We start from the raw sequence: 20,977 nt of genomic DNA, 5'->3' as shown, positions 1-20,977 counted from the left end.
GGGTGAAGCCGAATCGGCAGTTTTTCGGCTGAGGGGGCGCCTAGCCCCCTTGGGATAACAAGCGGCAAGTCTGCTGACAGCTTCGGCGAAGCCGTAGTTCAACAGCCTGCCGATACGCCTGGAAAGTGAGGAGAGATGGACGTATTCGGTCATATGAAGGAGAAGGGTCACGAGCGGGTGCTGATCTGCTCGAACCCCGAAGTCGGCTTGCAGGCCATCATCGCCGTCCATTCTTCGATCCTCGGCCCGGGTCTCGGAGGCGTGCGCATGTATCCCTACAAGTCGATGGATGAGGCGATGACCGACGTGCTCCGGCTGTCCCGCGGCATGACCTACAAAGCCGCCGCCGCCGGCCTCAATCTGGGCGGTGGCAAGGCGGTGATCATCGGCGATCCGAAGACCGACAAAAGCGAAGCGTTGTTTCGCGCCTTCGGCCGCTACGTCGACTCCCTCGGTGGCCTCTACATCACCGCCGAAGACGTCGGCATCGACATGGAAGACATGGACATCGTCTTCACCGAGACGCGCTGGGCCACCGGTGTGGCGCCGGCCCACGGCGGCAGCGGCGACCCGTCTCCGGTGACCGCCTACGGCACCCTCCAGGGGATCAAGGCGGCAGCGCGACGGCAATTCGGCGAAGTCGATCTGACGGGCAAGTCGATCGCCATCCAGGGCCTCGGCAGCGTCGGCCTGTTTCTGGCCTCCTACCTCAAGGATGAAGGCGCCAAGGTGCTCGGCTGCGATGTCGACCCGGAAGCGACCTCCGAAGCGGCCTCGCGCTATGGCGTGGAGATCGTGCCGCCGGATGAGATCTACGACGTGGACTGCGACATCTTCGCCCCCTGTGCCATGGGTGCGATCCTGAACGACGACACCATCCCCCGCCTGCGCTGCAAGGTGGTGGCCGGCGCCGCCAACAACCAGCTTCACGACGGCGACCGCCACGGCCGGGCGCTGGCCGACCGCGGCATCCTCTACGCCCCGGACTTCGTGATCAACGCCGGCGGCCTGATCAATGTCTACAACGAGTTGACCGGCACCTACAACCAGGAACGGGCACTGCGCATGACCCGCAGCATTTTCCTCAACCTGAACCGGGTGTTCGAGATCGCCGACGCGGAGAACATCCCGACCTCCGAGGCCGGCGACCGGGTGGCCGAAGAGCGCATCGACACCATCAAAGCCCTCGGCGGTCGCCAGTGGGGCCGCTTCATCAGCCAGCTCCAATAAGAACCGCCCATAACGAGCACCGGTATCGGCGGATGATCGACACCTCCATCATCATCCCGAGTCTCGATTCGCCCTGGATCGGCCGCACCCTCGCGGGACTGGCCAGCGAGGGCGCCCCCGGCGACGGCGCCGAGGTGATCGTCGTCGGGCGCGACGCGCCCGGCCAGATCCCGCGGGACGACTCGGTCCGGTTCCTGGAAACGCCCACCCCCTTGAACCCCGCCGCGGCGCGCAACCTCGGCGTCGCCGAGGCGACCGGGGATCGGCTGCTCTTCATCGACGCCGACTGCCGGCCCCTCGCCGGCTGGCTAGAGCGCCACCGACGCCGCCTGGGCGTGGACCGGCCGGTGATCGGCGGTGCCGTCGCCTTCCCAGTGCAGGGCTCCCGCTGGGCCCTGGCGGACAACATCGCCTCCTTTCATGAGCTGCTGGCGGATCGCCCGGAGGACGACGACACGGACCTGCCTATCGGCTCCCTCAACCTCGCCGTTACCCGCGACGCCTGGCGGCGGGTCGGCCCCTTCGACGAAGCGCTCACCACCAGCGAAGACTTCGACTGGATCCTGCGCTGCCGGCGGGCCGGGCTGCCCACCGCATTCGATCCGGCGGCGGTCGTCGAGCACGGGGCGGTGCGCCAAACCCGTGACGACCTGATACGCCACGCCACCTGGTACGGGGGCCAGTTTCACGATTTCGCGGCGCGCCACCCGGGCCACTTCGGCAGCGGCATCACCTGGCGCGACCGCCGCCTGCTCGCCGCCACGGCCCCCCTCAAGGCGGTCACCTCGACCCTCGGCATCTTCCTCCGGCACCGCACCGTCTGGAACGCCTGGCGCGCCTTTCCCGGCGTCGTCGCCTTCAAACGAGCTTGGTACCGGGCGGTTCTCCAATGTTGGCCGGAAAGGGATTCATCTCCCTCTAGCAGCTCCTCGTAGGCTCCAAGGTTCCACCCTCCGGAATTCGCTGGGGCTCGAATGATCCACTGGCGCCAAACGCTCTTCGAACCCGAGGATCGTGCCCTCGGCTGGGCTGCCCTTGACGTTACTATTTTGTCACGTTACTATTTATTCATCATTAATCGACACTCCACAAAGGAGCTCACCGTGACAGAAGCCCTAGCTCAAGAACCCACCGTCCTCCACTTCGATCAGGAGATCGACATCCAAGCCCGCCCGGAGGACGTCTTCAAAGGCATGATTCAGCGCCTTACGGAAGACCACCACGGCGGCCCCCATCCGCTGCCGCTCCGACTGGAGCGCCGACCGGGAGGGCGCTGGTATCGAGATCTCGGAGACGATCAGGGGCACCTATGGGGATTCGTCCAGTCCTACCGGCCACCCACCCTATTGGAATTGTACGGCCCGATGTTCATGTCCTACCCGGTCGCCGGCCACATGATCATCCGGTTCCACGCCACCGACCAAGGCACTCGGCTGGCCTTTCGTTACTCCGCCTTCGGCCTCCTCCAAGACGACCATCGAGAGGGAATCCAGCAGGGGTTCCGCAGCATGCTCGAGGCCGTTCAGCAAGGCGCCGAGTCCTAGAACAAATGGTTGAAGATCCATCATCAGACGATCTGCAGCCGATCTGGAAGGCGCTGGCGGATCCGACTCGGCGCTGCGTCCTCAAGCTGTTGCGTGGAGGCCCCCTCGCCACCACCGAGATCGTCAGCGCCCTCCCCCACCTCTCTCGCTTCGGAGTGATGAAACACATGGCGGTGCTGCGAGAGGCGGGCCTGATCACCGTGCGCCGGGACGGTTCCCGGCGCCTCAACTCGCTGAATGTCGTACCCATCCGCCGGATCTACGAGGATCTGGTCGACGACTATCAAGACCTCTGGGCCAGCCGCCTGACAGATCTCAAGAAGGATCTTGAAAGGCACCCGGCGGCCCCTTCACCTCCTGAGGAGGAGCCCTAGCCTCATTCCAATCCCCCTCTCGAGTCTAGGCAGGCTCCGATCGCCGCAAACCATAGGTTTTGCAGTAAGATCGCGACCGGCCATGGCCGATCTCACCGCCCCATTGCAGTTCCCTGCGCGCCTGGCCCCTGGGCCGGCGGCCGGCCCCTCCGCAGGTAGCCAGAATCCATGACCTCTCCCGGCGGCAGCACCGAAAAGCGCTTTCTCTCGTCGGCCCTGTCGGCCTACGGCAGCCAGTTCGGACGGGTGCTCATCCGCACCGCCGCCGAACTCGCCCTCGCCCGGCTGATCGTGCCGGAGGGCTGGGGCGTCTTCAGCCTGGCCCGCGCGGTGACCATCGTCGCCGCTCTGCTGCGCGACTCGGGAACCACCTACCACCTGGTGCGGGACCGGCGCGAGCCGTGGGGCGAAGTGCTGGCCTGGGTGCTCTCGACCGGCGCCTTGATCAGCGCGCTACTGATGCTGTGGCCGCAGCCGCTGGCCTTTTTCGATCCCAGCCTGCCGGAGGTCATGCGCTGGTTCGGGCTGTGGGTTTTTCTCGACGGCGTGGCGGTGGTCCCCAAGGTGTTCTTCGAGCGCCGCCTGGCGGTGCGCCAGCTGGTGGCGCCGGAGATCCTGCGCGGCGCCCTCTACGCCACCGTCGCCATCACCCTGGCAGCCCTCGGCCACGGCGTCTGGAGCCTGGTGATCGGCGAGTTGGCGGCGGCGGCCTTCTATGCCGCAGCGGTGTGGTTCCGGGCCCGCGGCCGCATCCCCCTAGGCTGCGATCCCGGGCGCCTGCCGGGCCTCTTGCGCAAGAGCGCGCTCCTCCTGCTGATCGCCCTGGCGGCGGTGCCCATCCCTTACGTGCAGCGCTTCTTCGTCGCCGCCTACGACTCCGCCGGCAGTGAAGCCGTCGGCTTCTTCGACAAGGCCTACGAGTGGGGTCTGCGCCTCCAAATCCTGATCCTGCCGGCCTTCCTGCGGGTGGTGTATCCGGCGCTGGTGGAGTACCGCGGCGATCGCCGGCGGCTGGTGGACGCCTACCGCCTGGGTACCGTCACCATCCTCGCGTTGGAGACCCTCGCCGCCTACTTCCTGTTCTTCAATGCCGAGGTGGTGCTGGTCAATATTCTGCTCGGCGACCAGTGGCCGGAGGCGGTACCGCTGTTGAAGATCCTCTGCTTCTTGCCCCTGGTGGACCCCTTCACCCGCCTCGGCGGCGAAGTTCTGAAGGTGCGCGAAGAGGACCGCTTGTGGTTATTGATCGTGCTCGTCAACATGGCGTCGCTCCTCACCTTCGGCTTTCTCCTCGCCGCGCCCTTCGGCGCCCCGGGCATGGCCTGGGCCAACTATCTGCTGCTCGGCAACCTGGTGATGGCCTGGCGCATGGCGAAGATCTGCGGGCCGGACTTCTGGCACCTACTGCGCGAACTCCTGTTCGTCTACCTGGTGCCGTTGCCCGCCTTCGCGCTGGTGGCGTGGGCCTTCCCGGACGGCTCCTGGAGCCGCTTCGCCGCCTCCGTCGTCGCCGGCGCCCTGGCGGCGGCGGTCCTGATCCTGCGCTTCCGGGCACCGGTCATGGGCTTCTTCTTCGCCCCGGCCGGCCATGCCGACAAGGAGGCGTCCTCGTGAGTTCGCGGGTGGCCTTCCTGATGTCCGGCCTTGGGGTGGTCGAGCGCGGCGCCGAGGCCTTCGTCGTCGAACTGGCCGGCGCCTTGGTGGAGCGCGGATTCGAGGTGACCACCCTCGGCCGCGGCGAGCGGCCGGCGATGCATCCGGCGGTGAAACACCGGCGGGTTTCGGCGCTACGCCGCGATCACCCGCTGATGCGCGCCGTCTACCGGCTGAAGCTCTGCCGCAAGGTCCTCGACACCTTGTGGCTCGACCCCCTCTCCGTCGAATGGGCGACGGCCTCGCTGGCCGCCCTGCCGCACCTGTGGCGCGCCCGCTACGACCTGCTGGTGATGGAGGGCGGCCTGATGGGCGCTCGCCTCGCCCGGGCGCTGCGGCGTTTCCGGGGCACCCCTTTCGTCGACATCGCCCACGGCAACAGCCCGAAGTGGGAGCGGGCCTTCGCCCGCCAGGGACCGAACCGGGTGGTCGCCTTCACCGAAGCCGCCGAACGGATGATCGCCGACGCGGCGCCGAAGGCCCGCATCGAGGTGATCCCCCACGGCGTGGATCTGGCGGCCTTTCGTCCAGGCCTCGATTCGGTGGACACGGGCCTCGGCCGTCCGGTGGTGATGACCGCCGGCGCCGTCGACTCCCACAAGCGCATCGACCGCACCCGCGCCGCCGTCCGAGAGCTGCACCGCCGCGGAAAGCCGGCGAGCCTGCTGGTGCTCGGCGACGGTCCCGAGGCTCCCGCTCTCGACGAAGCGGCCCACTCCCTGGGACCGACGCGCTACCTGCGCCGTACCGTGCCGCGGGACGAGATGCCCCGCTGGTACGCCGCCGCCGACGTCCTGACCCTGCCCTCGATCAGCGAATCCTTCGGCCTGGCCTACCTGGAGGCGATGGCGTCGGGGCTGCCGTGCGTCGCGCCGGACGATGCCGTGCGCCGGGAGGTGATCGGCGAAGCCGGGCGGTTCGCCGATCCGGAGGACACCGCCGCCTACGCCGACGCCCTCGCCGAAGCCCTGGAGCACGACTGGCAAGGCCTGCCGCGCCGGCGGGCCGAGGGCTTCTCTGCCGAGGCGACGGCGGACGCCTACGCCCGGCTGTTCAAACAAATTATCGACGAGACGAGGCGCAAAGGATGAGTCCCTTCCGGGCTGCCTGCCCGTCCATATGGATGTACCACCACGTCGAGCCGGCGCCGCTCGACCCTCCGACGGTGTTCTCCACCAGCTACCTGACGCCGGAGGAATTCGACCGCCACCTGGCGCTCCTCGAAGGCTGGGGCTACCGCACCGTCACCCTCGCCCAGGCGGCGCGCGGCGAGGCTCGGGGCAAGTGCGTGGTGCTGACCTTCGACGACGGCTGCGCCTGCTTCCTGGAGCACGCCGTGCCGCTGCTGCGGCAACGCTCGATGACCGCCACCCTCTTCGCCGTCTCCGACGCCCTGGGTGGCGAGAATGCCTGGGACCGGGCGAAAGGCGAGCGCCGCGAATCGCTGCTCGACGGCGACGCCCTGCGAGCGCTGGCGGAGGAAGGCTTCGAGATCGCTTCCCACAGCCGCTCGCACCGGCCGTTCGAAGAGTTCGAGACGGACGACTTCCCGGCCGAGACGGCCGGCTCCAAGGCCGACCTGGAGGCGACCATCGGTCGTCCCGTCGACACCTTCTGCTACCCTTGGGGTCGCTTCGACGGGCGCTATCGGCAAGCCGTGCAGGCCGCCGGGTACCGCGCCGCCGTCTCCATCCACGGCGTCTCCGGCACCGATCGCCGCGACCCTTTGGCCCTCCCCCGCATGATCCTCCGACCCGGCGAAACCACCTTCGAGCTGCGCCTCAAGGCGAGCGGCGCCTACCGCTGGTGGAGCCGCCTGCCGCGCCTCGGCCTGCTCGGCGCCCTGCGCAACCGGAGAAGGCGGCAGGAGACCACCTAGACCATGTGGCCGCGCCTGCGGCGGGACTTCCACCGCCTCCGCACCGTCAAGGGCCGCTCCTTCTGGCCGGCGCTGTTCGACGCCGTATTCCTGGACGCCGGTTTCCAGGCCGTCCTCGCCCACCGTGCCGCCCACACCCTCAAGGCCTGGGGCTTTCCCCTGGCGCCGGCGATCCTGCGGCGCTGGTCGATCAGCGCATGCTGCGTCGACATCCTGCCCCGGGCCGACATCGGCGGCGGCCTCATCATCGCCCACGGCATCGGCCTGGTGGTCGGCGGCGAGACGATGATCGGCGAGGACTGCACCCTGCTCCACGGCGTCACCCTGGGTGAGGTGCGCTTCGACGAACTGGCCTGTCCTCGGATCGGCGACCGGGTCACCATCGGCGCCGGAGCCAAGATCCTCGGCGGCATCGAGATCGGCGACGACGCGATGATCGCCGCCGGCGCGGTAGTGCTGCAGGACGTTCCGCCGAGCTCCACCGCCGCCGGCGTGCCGGCCAGGGTTCTCGCATCATGAGGGAATCGTGAAACGGACACCTCTGGCAGGTCTCGCCGCGGCTCTCCTGTGGCTACTGCTGCCGGCGGCAACGGCGGCAGAGTTCACCTGCGACGCCGCCAGCGGGGTGACCGCCTTCGCCTTCGACACCCGTTCCGGCACCTCTCTCCTCACCATCACCTCCACCGCCGGCGAGCGCTGGTGGGTCTCCCTGGACGGAACAGGCGACGCGCGGGCATGGCGACAGGACGAGAGCACCATCTACGCCGGCTCTACCGGTCCGGGAGAGATCTTCGCGCTGTCGTCCTGCGGCGACACCTGCGCCCAGCCGGTGCGCTGGCGGGACGGCGCCTGGGCTCCCCTGGGCGAAGCCTTTCCGGTGCCCCGAGGGGCCACCCTCCACTCCACCTGGGACCGCTCCGGAAGCCCCTGGATCCTCCTCCACCGGCGGGTCGGCGAAGGTCTCCAGGGCAGCGCCTTTCGTCTGGAGAAGGGCGAGTGGCGTCCCCACGGACGGGCGGCGGTTCGCCTGGGCGGCGCCGCCGGAGTGCGGCCCGATCCGGACCTTGCGGAGGCGGTGATCTCCGGCTCCACTCGCTTCGCCGCCGGCAAGGCACCCTCCACCTGGCTGCGCGGCCTGCCGCGCGGCGTGGAAGGCGAGCTGATCCCCATCGCCGACCGCAACGCGGCGCTGGTCGATATCGCCGGGCGCACCTTCCTCACCGCCGACGGCGGAAGCCGCTGGAGCCTCAGCCGCTGGACCCCCTGGGGCGTGCAGCAGACCGAAAGCTGGCGGCCGGGGGTCGACTACCAGGTGGACGTGCCCACCGGCGCCAGCGCGGGCTCATCGCACCTGGCCCTCGCCTGGTTCGACCGCCGACGCAAAGACGAGCCGCGCCTGGTGCTGACCGGCTGGAGTCCGGCAGCAGGCTGGAAGGTGGAGGGCGAGCTGTCGCCGACGGTCACCACCCGCGACGGGGTGACCCTCGCTTGGGACTACCTGCTGCGCCCTGTCCCCGACCGCTGGCTGCTGATGACCGGCTGCATCCACACCGCCGCCGGTTCTTCGCTGGTGGTGCGGGAACTGCCGGCCGGCGGTGAGCTCTCCGAGCCGCGCCTGGTCTCTATCCGTTGACCCTCCGGCGGCTCCGATCCGTCCTGTTGAAACGTTCCCGGCGACCGGGGTCACTCCTCTGGAATCGCCATTCCGGAGGCCCCCATGCCGTTGAACCAATCCTCGACATCTCGATCCCCTGGCGCATGGAGCGGAGCCACTCTGTTTCTCGCTTGCGCCTTGCTCGCCTCGGGCACCCACGCCCAGGAGACCTTCTTCGTCGACCCGAGCGGTGACGACGACAATCCCGGCACGGAACTCGCGCCGCTGGCCACCTTCGCCGGCGCGGTGGAGCGAGTACGCGGTGTGCTCGACGGCGACGGCGCCATCGATGTGGTCTTTCGGGACGGCACCTACCTCTTCACGGAAACGGTAGTCCTCGGCCCGGCGGATTCGGGCTCGCCCGGTCAGCGGATCACCTACCGGGCGGACAAGGGGGCGACGCCGGTGTTCACCTCCCTCGTGCCGGTCACCGGCTGGAGTCCATTTCGCGGCCCGATCCAGCACGCACCGCTGCCCGCCGGCATCGACCACGTGCGTTTTCTCCACGACGCCGGCGAGGACTGGCTGCCGCGCTCCGCCACCGCGCCCTTCGCCGCCACGGAGACGAGTTTCTGTGTCGAATGCACCTGGGACGACCCGGCGGTGCAGGCCAACAAGAGCGACATTCGCTACCCCGCCGGCTTCGCCGCACCGGACTGGTCCCATGCCGGCCAGTACGACCTGCGGCAATCACAGCACGCCTGGACCCAGGAGATCCTCCCCATCGCCTCGGTCAACGCGGTAGAGCGGCGCATCTTCACCGAGATTCCGGCCCTCTACGAAATGCGCCGCGACACCTCCGAGGACGACATCCCCAACCGCAACTGGGTATTGAACAGCCTGGAGGGCATCGACCAGCCGGGCGAGTGGGCCAGCCTCGACGGCACCCTCTACCACTGGCCCCTCGCCGGTACCGGCGATCTCTCGGTGCCGCGGCTGGTGGAGTTGATCCGGGTGGACGAGGGCACAGTGGACGGCAACGCGGACTTCGCGGCCCCAATCGAGAACATCCACTTCGACGGCATCACCTTCACCGGCGGGGACTTCTACGTCATGCAGCCGGGAGACGTGACCACCCAGCACGACTGGTCGGTGGTGGATGAAGGCACTGCCCTGCTGCGCTTCCGCAACGCCCGCAACTGCTCCGTGCGCCGCTCGACCTTCGAGAAGAGCGGCAGCACCGGCCTGCGCCTCGACCGCTATGCCCAGAACATCGTCATCGCCGGCAATATCTTCCGCCAGCTCGGCCGCGAGGCCATCGTCCTCACCGGCCGCGCCCCGGGCCGCGGCGACGTGAACAAGAACCACCGGATCGAGGCCAACCACATCTCCGCCACCGGCCGCGAAAAGTGGACCGCGCCGGCCCTGATGATCGACCAGAGCTCCAGCAACCGGGTGGCCTCGAACTACATCGCCGACACCGACTTCACCGCCATCGTACTCACCGCTCCGCGGCAGCTCGCCATGCTTTCCCACGGCGAGACGGAGGGCGCCGGAGTAAGCACCGTCCGCGAATTCCACTACCAGGAAATCCCCCAGGCGGTCACCGACTTCATCCTCGCCTTCGACGACCTCGGCGCCGGCTCCCGGGAGGCGATGCAGTTCGTCTACAACCACGGCAACCGAATCGAGGGCAATGCCCTGATCGACGTCTGCCGGGGCCGGGGTTACCTGGTCAACGGCTACGTCTACGTCTCGGGCTTTCAGCGCCACGCCAGCAACTTCCTGGAGCGCAACTACGTCTACGACAGCGGCGACAACCTGCAGAACAACATGGCCTTCTACAGCGACAGCGACCAGGACAACTGCGACTACATCGGCAACATGATCCGCGGCCTCGACGTGGGCGACGCGCCGGCGCCCTTCCCGCTGCTGGTGACCTACGCCCAGTGGGCGGAAAGCGACCCGGACACTCCCAGCGGCCGCATCCTGCTGCGCGCCAATGCGGTCAGCCGCTCGACCTTCGACCCCTTGCTGGACGGCCAGTTCATCCAGCAGGAAGGAACCCTGATCGACGGCGCCGGCGGCAGCTTCGCCTTCGCCTCGATCTACCGCAACATGTTCCGCACCCTGTGCCCGCGACCGATGGTGCCGGGGAGCCCCTGGCCGGAGGCCGCCGAGATGCGCGCCGAGTTGGCGGACGCACTGGTCCGCCTGGGGAGCGACGCACCGCAGTGCGCCGAGGAGATCTTTGCCGATTTCTTCGAGTCGGGAGAACCGGAGGCCGGGGTGCCCTAGCCTTGGTCAGCGCCGCCTCGCCGGACGGCCTGTTCCAATTCGTCCACCACTTCGTCGATGGACACGTCGGAGGTGTCCACCTCGCGGTAGGAGGCGTCGCAGGCCAGCGGTGAGTCGCTGCGGCCGGCGTCGCGCCGGTCGCGCCGCTCCATCTCCGCCGCCACCTGCTCGCGGCTCACCTCGTCGCCGGCGTCGCGCAACTGCTGCCAGCGCCGGTGGTGGCGCACCTCCGGACGGGCGGTGACGAAAAACTTGTAGGGCGTGTGCGGGAACACCACCGTACCGATGTCGCGCCCTTCGAGCACCCCGCCGGCCGCTTCGCCGCAGGAGCGCTGCAGAGCCACCAGCCGCTTGCGGACGGCGCCGTAGGCGGCGATCTGGGAACTCGCCGCGCCGACCTCCGGAACGTAGAGGCGGTCCGAAACGTCCTCACCGTCGAGGATCACCCGCACCTCTCCGTCGGCTCCCGGCCGCAGTTCCAGCTCCGCCGCCAGGGCAACGGCTTCGGCGGCTCTCCGGTCCGCCACATCCACCCCGTGGTCGAGCACCCGCAGGGCGAGCGCCCGGTACATGGCGCCGGTGTTCAAATACGGTACTCCGAGGCGCGCCGCCAGCCGCCGGGCGACGGTGCTCTTGCCGACCCCGGCGGGGCCGTCGATGGCGACCACCAGACTCATCGCTGACGCCGTCCCCGAGAGGATGGCTTCTTGCCGCCGCGGGATTTCGTTCCGGGCCTAGATCCGGACCTTGGACCGCCCGGCCCTTTCTTGTTCCGCCCTTTCGCCGGTCCTCTAGCGAGTCCCTTGCCGGCGGCCTTCTTGCCTCCGTCCGATTTGCCGGAGGAAGTCCGCATCAGAGCCGCCACCTCCCGCTCGGTCAGCGGACGGATCTCTCCTAGGCCCAAGTGGTCGTCTCGTAGGGGGCCGATAGCGACCCGCCGCAGCTTCGACACCGGATGGCCGATGCGCTGGAACATGTCGCGGATCTGGCGCGTGCGGCCCTCGCCGATCTCCACCGTCCACCAGGAGTTGCTCATCTTCTCCCCTGGCCGCCGAGCGGTGCGCCGGCGCTCGATCACCGCCGGCCGGGTGCGCTTACCGTCGAGGAAGATGCCGGCGCGCAGGCGCTCGATATCGCGCTCCTGCGGCTCGCCCTTGACCTTCACCTCGTAGAGCTTGCGGCAACCGTAGCGCGGGTGGGCGACGCGGTGGGCGAAGTCGCCGTCGTCGGTCAGCAGCAGCAGACCCTCGGTGAGGAAGTCGAGGCGGCCGACCGGCACCAACGCCTTGCGAAGCGGCGGCGGCACCAGATCCATCACCGTCGGGCGGCCCTCCGGATCGAACCGGGTGGACATCACCGCCCGCGGCTTGTTGAGCAGCAGGTAGGTCTCCGGATTCGGCGCCTGGACGCGCTTGCCGTCCACCTTGATGGCGTCGCGCTGCGGGTCGGCGCTGTCGCCCAAGGTGGCAACCTGGCCATTCACCGTCACCCGACCGGCCTCGATCAAGTCTTCCGAGGCGCGGCGAGAGGCAACTCCGGCGCGGGCCAGAATCTTCTGTAGACGCTGTGGATTCGCTCGGCTCATGGGTTCCCTCAGGAAGCCTGCCCTTCGGACACCGCCGCCGGTTCTTCGTCCGCGCCTTCGGCGTCCGCCTCCACGTCGCTCTCCTCCGCCGCCTCTTCCGCTTCCGCCGCCTGGCGCAGAATGGCTTCCTCGCGGTCGTGCTCCGGGCCGCCTTCGAGGCCCGGCTCCGGCGGCGCCTCCTCCAGCGGTTCGAGGAGCTGGGCGGCGAGCGACTCTTCCAGATCTTCGAGCGGTGGCAGATCCTTCAAGCTCTTCAAGCCGAAGTGCACCAAGAACTCCCGCGAGGTGCAGTACAGGAAGGGCTTGCCCACCACCTCCTTGCGGCCGGCAATGCGGATGAGGTGCTTTTCGAGCAGGGTCTTGAGCACCCCGGACGGGCTCACCCCGCGCAGCTCCTGGATCTCCGGGCCGGTCACCGGCTGCCGGTAGGCGATGATCGCCAGGGTCTCCACCGCCGCCATCGACAGCTTGCTGGCGCCGGTCACCTCGAAAAAGCGCCGCAGCCAGCCGTGCAGTTCCGGCCGGGTAACCAGCCGCACACCGCCGGCCACCTCTTCGAGCATCACCCCGCGGTCGTCGCCGGCGTAGCGCTCGAGCACCGCCGCCAGCGCCTCCTTCGCGGTGTCCGCGTCGTCGTCCTCGAACAGCTCCAGGAGCTTCTTGCGCGGCACCGGCGCCGAGGACACGAACAGCACCGCCTCCAGGGCGGCCTCCATTTCAGCCCGGGTGGTCATTCGGACATCGCCTCCAGCTCCTCCGCGTCGAGTTCCCGGGTGGTGCGGTAGAGCAAAATCTCACCGGCCTTCGTCTGGTGGAGCCGAGCCAGGTTCATGCGGGCCATCTCCAGCACCGCCAGAAAAGCCGACACCGCCTCGGCGCGGCAGGATCGGCTGCGAAGATCGTCCAAGAAATCGAAGGGCCGCCCCCGCGGAATCGCCTCCATTAGCCGCTGGAGCTGCCCTTTGACCGAGAAGGACTCGCCGCTCAGCCGGTAGGGCGGCGGATTCTCGCGCTCGAAGCGGTCGAACACCGTCTTCAGGGCGCCCACCAGATCGTAGAGCGACAGATCGCCCAGATCGACCTCTTCGTCCTCGTCCTTCACCAACCGCAGCGGCGCCGGCTGGCGGCTCCAGATGCCGCGCCGCACCTGGTGGACCTCCGCCAGGGACTGCGCCGCTTCCTTGAGCTTCTGGTACTCGATCAGCCGCTGCACCAGTTCCTCTCGCGGATCGCCCTCGTCGTCGCGGCCGGTGCCCGGCTTGGGCTGCGGCAGCAGCATCTTCGACTTGAGGTTGATCAAGAGCGCCGCCTCGTAGATGTACTCGCCGGCGATGTCGAGATTCAGCTCCTCCATCAGCCCCAGATACTCGTGGAACTGGTCGCACACCCGCGCCACCGGAATGTCGGTGATGTCCACCTCGTCCATCTTGATCAGGTGGAGCAGCAGATCGAGGGGACCTTCGAAAATCGGTAGCCGGACCCGCCAGGACTCCGGCAGCAGGCCGCTGACGGCCGGAACTCGGGTCATCGCGCGCCGGTTCCTCCGCAGCGCGGCCGACCGTCGTCGAAACCGACCGCCGAACGCGGGCGTGAAGAGAGGACGTTCTTCTCGGTAACCTTCTCTGACACGGTGACTCCTCGGCTCGCTCTTCGAAATCGCTCGCAGGTGGGGTGGAACCGCCCGGCCGGAAAAGCCGGGGCGCGAAGCGCCAATGATACCGGATCAGAGCCGTCTGTCCTATCGTGGCGGACCCTAGATCTCCGCGCCGGAGCTGATCATGCTAATATCTGCATTATTGAAAATACATTTCCTCGATCGGATGGCCTTGATCCAGTCGCCGTCCCCGGCGAAGCCGCCCTGAGGGATCTCAGCAGAGGAGGACAACGTGCGCCGCCTGACCTTGATCACCACCCTCGCCGCTTGTTTTGCCTTCTCGCATGCAGCATCGAGTTCGGCCCTCGCCTGCACCGGCCACCGTCAGTGCGTCAAAACCGTCTGTTGGTACATGGTGGCGCCGGGCGACGGTGGCGAAGGGTTTCCGGTGTGCGTCGAAGTCTCGTCCGAGGGTGAAGGCACGGGAGAGGTCTCCGACCTTACCGCGACCACCAAACAGATCCAATGGGAGGAGACCTCCTTCCGCGGCTTCCACCCGCTCACCGGGCCGGTGCACATCGATCTCGACACCGAAAGAACCTCTCTAGGGCGCGTTCAAAGCCACGATCCCACCGGCCTCAAGTTCTTTCCCGCGGACGCGGAGATCCGCTTCTTCTTTCGCGTCCAGGTACCCAACTTCGGGTGGGATCTCACCCACGACGACCCCATCGTCGTCGCCTCCCCCGGCATCCAAGCCATTCCGCCGGTCGGCGCGGTGTTCAAGCTGCAAGAGCCGGTGCAGTTCCGTTCCCAGAACGGAAGCGACACGGTCCTGGAGCTGCGAACGGCCCGCATCCTCTTCGAACCCAATCAGGCGACCGCCGGCGCCATGGGGGGCTTCCCGGCCGACCCCTTCCTCTTCGCGGGCCTCCTGTTGCCTCTGCCGTGGCTTCTCTGGCGGCGCCGGGAGTACCAACGCCTAGAGTTCGATTCCGAAGCTGCGCTCCATGGCCTCTTCGCCTGCTTGGCGGTCGCCGGAAGCGGGGTAATGGCTCTGCTGTGGACTTATCACGCGGTGCCATTCGAGTGGGGATGGAAACTGGCCATTTTCTCTTTGGCAGTGGCCTTGCTCACCTACGCTCGATGCTTGCAGGGAACGACAGCAGAGTGGGTTCGTTCACGGGTCGACTGAGTGGGAATGAAGGTGGAAGCTCGAGTACCGGTAATAGCTACTTCCTTAATGAACTGGTCACGGCTCTTCCCCCTGTCGAGTCACGAGGACAGCAATAACGATAGCTATGATCGCGCAGAACCAATCGTGAAGAGACGAGTGACCGCCAGGGGCTACGATTCCTACGGACTCGAGAACGTCGCACCAAAATGCCATATGGCCAGCCATCGAGCCTTCAGCAACACGCCCAAATACTACGATTGCCAGGTTGATAAGGGCCAACACCGATGCCATCACTCTCAACGCATCTCTGCGCGCGTATGAGGAATAGCTGTTCGGCCATCCGATAGCGTTGTTTAGGCCCCGTAGGAACATTAGCGTCAGAGGTAGCCAAGCAACCGCGACCGCCCAAGCATCAACCAGACCCCCGAGAGCTGTCCATGGGGATCTCAAGTCAAGTCGACCTGCAAGCATGAGCGCAATCGCCGTAAACGCAACCGAAAGTGCAGCGGCCGCCGGAATGAAGAGCATGAGGCCGAACCGCATGTGGTCACCATAAGATCTCGAACTCGAGCCTTCGATAAGCCCAGGTCGGTTCATAGCGCCTCATAGAAGAGAATGCCCAGCCCCACAAGAGTCGGTAGCAGCAAGAGACCGGCACAGCCTCCTTGCTTGGGTTCCCACTGGCCACGACTCATGACGGCCCTACCGACATAGGAGTGGGCCCGATTGTACTCGTCACCAGGAAGAATCTCGTGCCACTCCCTAGCTATCACGCAACTCCAGTTGCCAGTGATCGGTAAGGCGATCGTCATGGCGTGCAAGCAAAACGGGATCCAGTGATTGCAGCTAGCGTTGACGTTGTTGTCGAAGAACTGGACCTCCTCCACCATGTGTTCGATTTCAAGGTCTTGAGCCCAGGTCGTAATGACCCGGTAGGCTCCACTCGGGTTCCACCACTGGCGCCAGTTGCTGGGCTTATCGATTCCGGTCAGATGGAGTGCCATCTGAAACTGTGGAATGTCGAAGCCGACGCTGATATTCGCTCCCGTTTCGATTCGTTCCACGATGTGATCACGCATGCCAGCAGTCGGACTAGACATAGTCACTCCCTCGCCAATATTCGTTTGGGTCCTGGAACGGTTGGGCTTACTGGAAATAGGCGCCCCATCGGATGTAGAAGCGGATTCTTACGCTACCTCAGCTAGCTCGCGGACGGCCAATCGAACGACTAAAAGAACCGTTAGAACGCCTAGCGATTTGCTTGGGAAAGAAGCGAGACGTCGAGAAGACTTCGCCGCGCAGTCGATCTCCGGAACAAGTCACGATGATGTATATGTAGCAAATAAAATCATAGCAGGCTTCCCGAAATCAATTGAATTTCAACGCCGATCTGGCGAACTCGCTCAAAGACTTGGATTCGTGGGCAGGCTCGATCTAAGCCCCTCCCACGCCCCCCGCACCTTCCCCCAAACCGCACGGGCGTTGCCCTTCGGCGCCTCGCGCAAGAACGCCGCCGCCAGCGCCAGCAGGTTCCAGCCGACAAACACCAGTCGCCCGAAGAACCCGTGGTGCTTCCGCACATAGATCGCGTTGCTGCGGCCGGTGTGGAAGGTCTTGAAGGGGGTGTAGCTGCCGGCGGTGGAGGAGGCGACTTTGTGCCATAGGACGCTTGCCGGCTCGTAGCGCAGGCGGTAGCCAGCGTCCAAGGCGCGGCGGCACCAGTCGGCGTCGTCGACGTTGATGAAGTAGGCCGGGTCGAGGGGGCCGACGTTTTCGAGCGCGTCGCGCGGGATGAGGAGGCAGCAGGTGGTGAGGTAGGTGACGTCTTTCGGGGTGCACCATTTGGGTCCGTCCCGCTCGCCCCTTCCCCACTCTTCGGTGACCGTCTCGCGCAGGCGGAGGCGACCGCCGGCAGCCCACAGGCGGTCGCGGGGATCGGCGTAGAAAATCTTCGGCCCGGCGGCGCCGACATCCGGGTCGGCGCAGGCGACGACCAGCGGTTCCAGGAAGTCTGGGGCCACTTCGACATCGGTGTTGATCAGCAGGACGAAGCCGACCTCCGGGTCCTCGAGGGCGCGGCGGATGCCCGCCAGGTTGCCGCCGGCGAAGCCGAGGTTTTCGCCGGTTTCGAGGATTTCGAGGTCGGGCCAACTCTCACGCAGGCGGGCCACGGAGTCGTCCGTGGAACCATTGTCCACCAACAGGATGCGCGGTGGAGAGTCCGACTCGGACAGGCTGTCGAGAGTTTCGAGGGTGTCCGACGCGCCGTTCCAGTTGACCAGCACGGCGACCACCGGGGCGCCGAGATTGCGCACGGTCACTCGGCCGGGTGGTCGAAGAGGGCGGCGTTGGCGCGCAGCACTTTCCAGCCGTAGACCAGGCTGCTCACATGGAGGACGAGAGCGAAGACGAACAGGCCGAGGTGGCCGCCCGGGAAGGCGCCGGCACCGCCTCCCTGCAAAACGCTGCCGACCAGCGCGCCGAGGGTGAGGACGGTGGCAGCGATCCACGCCGCGAGGGCTCTCAGGCGGGGCGGCGTGATGCCGACGGCGGCGAGGGCGCGACCGGTTCCGAACAGGTAAAGAATGGTCCAAAAGTGCGGCACGAGCAACGCTGCGAGGATCATCAGGCCGCCGAACAAATACGGTTCCAGGCCGGCAAGGGGTAAACCGACACCAAACGAAACGACGCCGGCGGCAAGGAAGGCGGCGGTGCCCAACAGGGCGATGGCGTAGATCAAGCGCTCGAATCGCATGGCGGCGATCCTACTCCAAGAGGTCGGACAGGGCCGCGATCCAGGCCTTGGCGCCGTGGTGTGGGCGGTAGTGCTCGTCGAGGCGCCGGCGGCCGGCTTGGCCCCAGTCCTTCGCCCGCTCGGGATGATCCTGGGCTTCGCGCAGGACCGCCGCCAGGGCGGCGGAGTCTTCCGGCGGCACGATGCGGCCGGTGACGCCGTCGACCACCACCTCGGGTATTCCGGACACATCACTAGCGATCACCGGCAAGGCCGCCTCCATCGCCTCCAGGATGACCAGCGGCATGCCTTCATAGGTGGAGGGCACCACCAGCGCTCGGGAGCGCTCGAAGAGGCCGCGCACTTCGGCGCCGGAACGGCGGCCGAGAAAGCGGACCGATCGCAGGCCGAGCGCCTCCACCCGCGCCCGCAGAGCCGCTTGGTGCTCGCCACTGCCGACGATCCAGAGGGGTGCCGGCGGGGAGCCGGAGTCCTCCAGACGGCGGTAGGCGGCGAGGAGGGTTTCCACCCCCTTGCGGAGGCGCAGGCGGCCGACGAACAGAAAGACCGGTTCATCGGCGGGGTCCTCAAAGCTGGCAACGGTCTGGTGTACTAGCCCGCCGGTGACGTTCGGCACCACCCGCACGTCTCCTTCTCCGCCCCGTCCTTTTCCTCTGAGATAGTCCAGCTCGATCTCGCCGGCGGTGCGCTCGCTGGGGGCCAGCACCCGGTCCGCCCAGCGAGCCGTCCAGCGGCCGAGGAGGATCTGGAGGGGCGCTTTCAGCCACCGGAAGCGCTTCTCGACGCTCCCCGGACGGCCGATCACCCGGTCACCGTCGGAAGCGTCGCGCAGCGGGCGGACGGCGCGGCGCTCGCGCACGTAGCTCACCTGCTGGAGGGCGACGAGGAGAAGTCGCTGGCCGCTGCGGCGGCGGTGGCGGCGCCCGGCCCACAGGGCCAGGGCGCCGTCGGACTCGTGGACCTGGAGGACCGTCGGGCGGAAGGAGCGCAGACGCCGACGCACCGCCGGCACGATGGTCAACGGGAAGAGCACTTTGGGTCCCCGGGCACCGTCCGCGTCTTCTTTCTGGCCGCCGCGGCCCAACACCTCGACTTCCGCACCGCGCTGCCGCAGGCCTTCGGCGAGCTGCAGCACCTGCTCCCCCACGCCGCTGATGTCGTGCGGCGGCAGGGTGTTGGCGACCAGCAGAATGCGCTCGTGGAGCGGATCGTCAGCCATCGCCAGCCAGCCTTTCCCGCAGCGCCGCGAGGGCCGGATCCTGCCAGCGCGCGAGCAACTCCTCGGCATCTTTCCGAGCGTATTCGGGCCAGGGGCTCGATTCCTCGGCGAGCCACTCTTCCAGCCCAGAGAACTCTTCCAGCCCAGATTGGCGGGCGCCGAGCAGATCGCCGGCGCCGCGCAGGCGAAGGTCCACGGCAGCGAGGCGGAAGCCGTCGTCACCGTGCACCAGTTGTTCCAGCCGTCGGAGAGCGGCGGGGCCGCAGGGGCCATGCAGCAGGATGCACTTGGAGGGCTTGGTGCTGCGACCGATGCGGCCGCGGAGCTGATGGAGCTGAGCCAGGCCGAAGCACTCGGCGTTTTCGACCACCATCCGCGTGGCACCGGGCACGTCCACCCCCACCTCGATGACGGTGGTGGCGACCACCAAGCGCAGGTCGCCGGCCGCCAGGGCGGCGGTCGCCGCCTGGCGCTCTTCGCTCGGCGTCCCACCGTGGATAGCCGCCGCTCCAAACTTGGCGAAGCGCTCCCGAAGCGCTTCGCCTTCGACCTCGACCGCGGCGGTGGCGCCGGCCTTGTCCTCCCCGCCCACCCGCGGCATCACCACAAAGGCCTGCTCGCCGCGCTCCAGGCGCTTTTCGAGTTCGGCATAGACGGCCATGCGTTCGGTGATCGGCTGCAGCTCGGTGACCACCGGCTGCCGGCCGCGCGGTTTCTCGTCGAGGATTGACAGTTCGAGATCCCCCCACAGGGTGAGGGCCAGAGAGCGGGGGATCGGCGTGGCGGTGAGGGTGAGGCGGTGGGGATGGCCGGCGAAGGCCTGGCGCTGCTCGACGCCGAAGCGCTGCTGCTCGTCGATCACCACCAGGGCGAGGCGGACGAAGCGGGTGGTGTGCTGAATCAGCGAATGGGTGCCGACGACGAGATCCACCGAGCCGTCCGCCAGCTCCCGTCGCACCGCCTCGGCGTCCCGCCGGGAAGCGGTGAGGGTGGCGACCTTCCAGCGCTCACCGAAGCCCCACCCGTCGAGGGACTGCCGGTGCTGCTCTGCCAGCAGTTCCGTCGGCGCCATCAGTAAGGCCTGCCCACCGGCCTCCAGCACCGCCCCGAGGGCGAGGGCGGCCACCGCCGTCTTGCCGCTGCCGACATCGCCCTGGAGCAGCCGATCCATCGGCCAAGAGCGGCCGAGGTCGCTCAGGATCTCCTCGCCGCAGCGCCGCTGGCCGGCGGTCAGCTCGAAGGGAAAGGGGCGGGCCAACCGGTCGAGGCGGTCCGGATCCGTCGGCAGCGAGATCGGCGCGCAGGTGCCACGGCGAAGGCTGCGCCGCCGAGCCAATCGGAGCTGACGTTCGAGGAGGCGCTGATAGGCGACACGACGCCAGGGCGGCGAGCCCGGGGCGAGGTCATCGAGGCTCGCGTCCGGCGGCGGCTGGTGGACAGCGCGGAGAGCTGCCGGCAGATCGCCGAGCTGCCGGCGGCTGCGGAGATCCGCCGGCAGCGGATCCGCCGGTAGATCCTGTCTCAAGGCCGCTTCCGTCCAGCGCCGCACCGTGGCGGGACCGTGCGGGCCGAGGGAGCTGTAGATCGGCGTCAAGGCCGGCTCTCCCTCCGCCACCTCCCAGCGCTCACAACTCGGGTTGAGCAGCTCCAAGCCGTTCTTCTTGACCTTGACCGCGCCGTGCAGCCGATAGCGGGCGGCGGGATCGATCTGGCGCGCGATGAAGGGGCGGTTGAACCAGCGGACGTCGAGGGTTTTATCGGCGGCGTCGCGCAGGCGAGCGGTCACCATCGTGCGGCGACCGCGAAGGCGGATGGTTCGGACGCTTTCCAAGTAGCCGACCACCGTTGCCAGCTCCTCGCCGGCGCCCTCATTCCAACGCCCGGTGAGATCCGCCACCGCCGCCACCGAGCGGCGATCCTCCCAGCGCTGCGGCAGGCGCAGCAGCAGGTCCAACGGCTGCCGGATGCCGAGGGAGCGCAGCTCGGCGGCCCGCTTGGGGCCGATGCCGGGCAGACCTTCAAGATCGGAAGTGGGGCTCAACTCGGCGGCCACGGTTCCTTGCGAGGCTCTGCCCATG

20 protein-coding genes are annotated in these 20,977 nt (G+C 67.7%); 11 read left to right on the top strand and 9 right to left on the bottom strand.

The features are described 5' to 3' along the window. Positions 1–135 precede the first annotated feature (135 nt). The 10 genes from AAF481_03815 to AAF481_03770 all read left to right on the top strand — a co-directional run bounded on the left by AAF481_03815 (position 136) and on the right by AAF481_03770 (position 10,572). On the top strand, positions 136–1,230 hold the full coding sequence (locus AAF481_03815; GenBank protein MEM7480279.1) for a Glu/Leu/Phe/Val dehydrogenase: 1,095 nt from the start codon (positions 136–138) through the stop codon (positions 1,228–1,230). 32 nt (positions 1,231–1,262) lie between these two features. Continuing rightward, entirely contained in the window at positions 1,263–2,165 is a 903-nt protein-coding gene (locus tag AAF481_03810; GenBank protein ID MEM7480278.1) for a glycosyltransferase, read from the top strand. A gap of 168 nt (positions 2,166–2,333) precedes the next feature. Beyond that, positions 2,334–2,774: an SRPBCC domain-containing protein gene (locus tag AAF481_03805; protein ID MEM7480277.1), complete on the top strand. Its 441-nt coding sequence runs from the start codon at positions 2,334–2,336 to the stop codon at positions 2,772–2,774. Positions 2,775–2,779: 5 nt separating this feature from the next. Beyond that, positions 2,780–3,148, top strand: a complete 369-nt coding sequence (locus tag AAF481_03800) for a metalloregulator ArsR/SmtB family transcription factor (GenBank protein MEM7480276.1) — start codon at positions 2,780–2,782, stop codon at positions 3,146–3,148. Between the two features lie 168 nt (positions 3,149–3,316). Continuing rightward, positions 3,317–4,762: an oligosaccharide flippase family protein gene (locus AAF481_03795; GenBank protein MEM7480275.1), complete on the top strand. Its 1,446-nt coding sequence runs from the start codon at positions 3,317–3,319 to the stop codon at positions 4,760–4,762. After that, positions 4,759–5,892, top strand: coding sequence for a glycosyltransferase (locus AAF481_03790; protein MEM7480274.1), 1,134 nt, complete (start codon positions 4,759–4,761; stop codon positions 5,890–5,892). The genes AAF481_03795 and AAF481_03790 overlap by 4 nt, the downstream gene beginning before the upstream one ends. Continuing rightward, positions 5,889–6,680, top strand: a complete 792-nt coding sequence (locus AAF481_03785) for a polysaccharide deacetylase family protein (protein ID MEM7480273.1) — start codon at positions 5,889–5,891, stop codon at positions 6,678–6,680. Before AAF481_03790 ends, AAF481_03785 begins: the two co-directional genes overlap by 4 nt. Positions 6,681–6,683: 3 nt before the next feature. Next, positions 6,684–7,199: a serine O-acetyltransferase gene (locus AAF481_03780; protein ID MEM7480272.1), complete on the top strand. Its 516-nt coding sequence runs from the start codon at positions 6,684–6,686 to the stop codon at positions 7,197–7,199. A 7-nt stretch (positions 7,200–7,206) separates the two neighbouring features. Continuing rightward, entirely contained in the window at positions 7,207–8,313 is a 1,107-nt protein-coding gene (locus tag AAF481_03775) for a hypothetical protein (protein MEM7480271.1), read from the top strand. An 84-nt stretch (positions 8,314–8,397) separates the two neighbouring features. Further along, positions 8,398–10,572 (top strand): right-handed parallel beta-helix repeat-containing protein, encoded by a 2,175-nt coding sequence (locus tag AAF481_03770; protein MEM7480270.1) that lies wholly within the window; start codon positions 8,398–8,400, stop codon positions 10,570–10,572. Here AAF481_03770 and cmk read toward each other — a convergent pair. From cmk to AAF481_03750, 4 genes are read right to left on the bottom strand one after another with little or no spacing between them, the layout of a single operon-like run. Continuing rightward, on the bottom strand, positions 10,569–11,249 hold the full coding sequence (cmk, locus tag AAF481_03765) for a (d)CMP kinase (protein ID MEM7480269.1): 681 nt from the start codon (positions 11,247–11,249) through the stop codon (positions 10,569–10,571). The two genes, AAF481_03770 and cmk, sit on opposite strands and share 4 nt — an antisense overlap. Beyond that, positions 11,246–12,157 (bottom strand): pseudouridine synthase, encoded by a 912-nt coding sequence (locus tag AAF481_03760; GenBank protein ID MEM7480268.1) that lies wholly within the window; start codon positions 12,155–12,157, stop codon positions 11,246–11,248. Before AAF481_03760 ends, cmk begins: the two co-directional genes overlap by 4 nt. A gap of 8 nt (positions 12,158–12,165) precedes the next feature. Continuing rightward, positions 12,166–12,891 (bottom strand): SMC-Scp complex subunit ScpB, encoded by a 726-nt coding sequence (scpB, locus tag AAF481_03755; GenBank protein MEM7480267.1) that lies wholly within the window; start codon positions 12,889–12,891, stop codon positions 12,166–12,168. Beyond that, positions 12,888–13,685, bottom strand: a complete 798-nt coding sequence (locus AAF481_03750) for a segregation/condensation protein A (protein MEM7480266.1) — start codon at positions 13,683–13,685, stop codon at positions 12,888–12,890. Before AAF481_03750 ends, scpB begins: the two co-directional genes overlap by 4 nt. 358 nt (positions 13,686–14,043) lie before the next feature. Between AAF481_03750 and AAF481_03745 the strand changes: the two genes are divergently transcribed. Next, complete coding sequence (locus tag AAF481_03745; protein ID MEM7480265.1) at positions 14,044–14,943, top strand: hypothetical protein; 900 nt, start codon at positions 14,044–14,046, stop codon at positions 14,941–14,943. Between the two features lie 575 nt (positions 14,944–15,518). On the opposite strand, the gene AAF481_03740 is transcribed toward AAF481_03745, so the two are convergent. From AAF481_03740 to AAF481_03720, 5 genes are all read right to left on the bottom strand, one after another. Continuing rightward, positions 15,519–15,989: a hypothetical protein gene (locus AAF481_03740; protein MEM7480264.1), complete on the bottom strand. Its 471-nt coding sequence runs from the start codon at positions 15,987–15,989 to the stop codon at positions 15,519–15,521. Between the two features lie 339 nt (positions 15,990–16,328). Then, positions 16,329–17,240, bottom strand: a complete 912-nt coding sequence (locus tag AAF481_03735; GenBank protein MEM7480263.1) for a glycosyltransferase family 2 protein — start codon at positions 17,238–17,240, stop codon at positions 16,329–16,331. Positions 17,241–17,242: 2 nt separating this feature from the next. After that, on the bottom strand, positions 17,243–17,680 hold the full coding sequence (locus tag AAF481_03730) for a hypothetical protein (GenBank protein MEM7480262.1): 438 nt from the start codon (positions 17,678–17,680) through the stop codon (positions 17,243–17,245). A gap of 10 nt (positions 17,681–17,690) precedes the next feature. After that, on the bottom strand, positions 17,691–18,899 hold the full coding sequence (locus tag AAF481_03725) for a glycosyltransferase family 4 protein (GenBank protein MEM7480261.1): 1,209 nt from the start codon (positions 18,897–18,899) through the stop codon (positions 17,691–17,693). Next, the gene (locus AAF481_03720; GenBank protein MEM7480260.1) at positions 18,892–20,940 is read right to left on the bottom strand and encodes an ATP-dependent DNA helicase RecG; all 2,049 of its coding nucleotides are present in this window, start codon (positions 20,938–20,940) and stop codon (positions 18,892–18,894) included. The genes AAF481_03725 and AAF481_03720 overlap by 8 nt, the downstream gene beginning before the upstream one ends. Between the last annotated feature and the right edge of the window lie 37 nt (positions 20,941–20,977).

Source organism: Acidobacteriota bacterium, assembly GCA_039030395.1.
Taxonomy (GTDB): Bacteria; Acidobacteriota; Thermoanaerobaculia; order Multivoradales; family JBCCEF01; genus JBCCEF01.
This window is presented reverse-complemented; position numbering and strand designations above follow the sequence as displayed.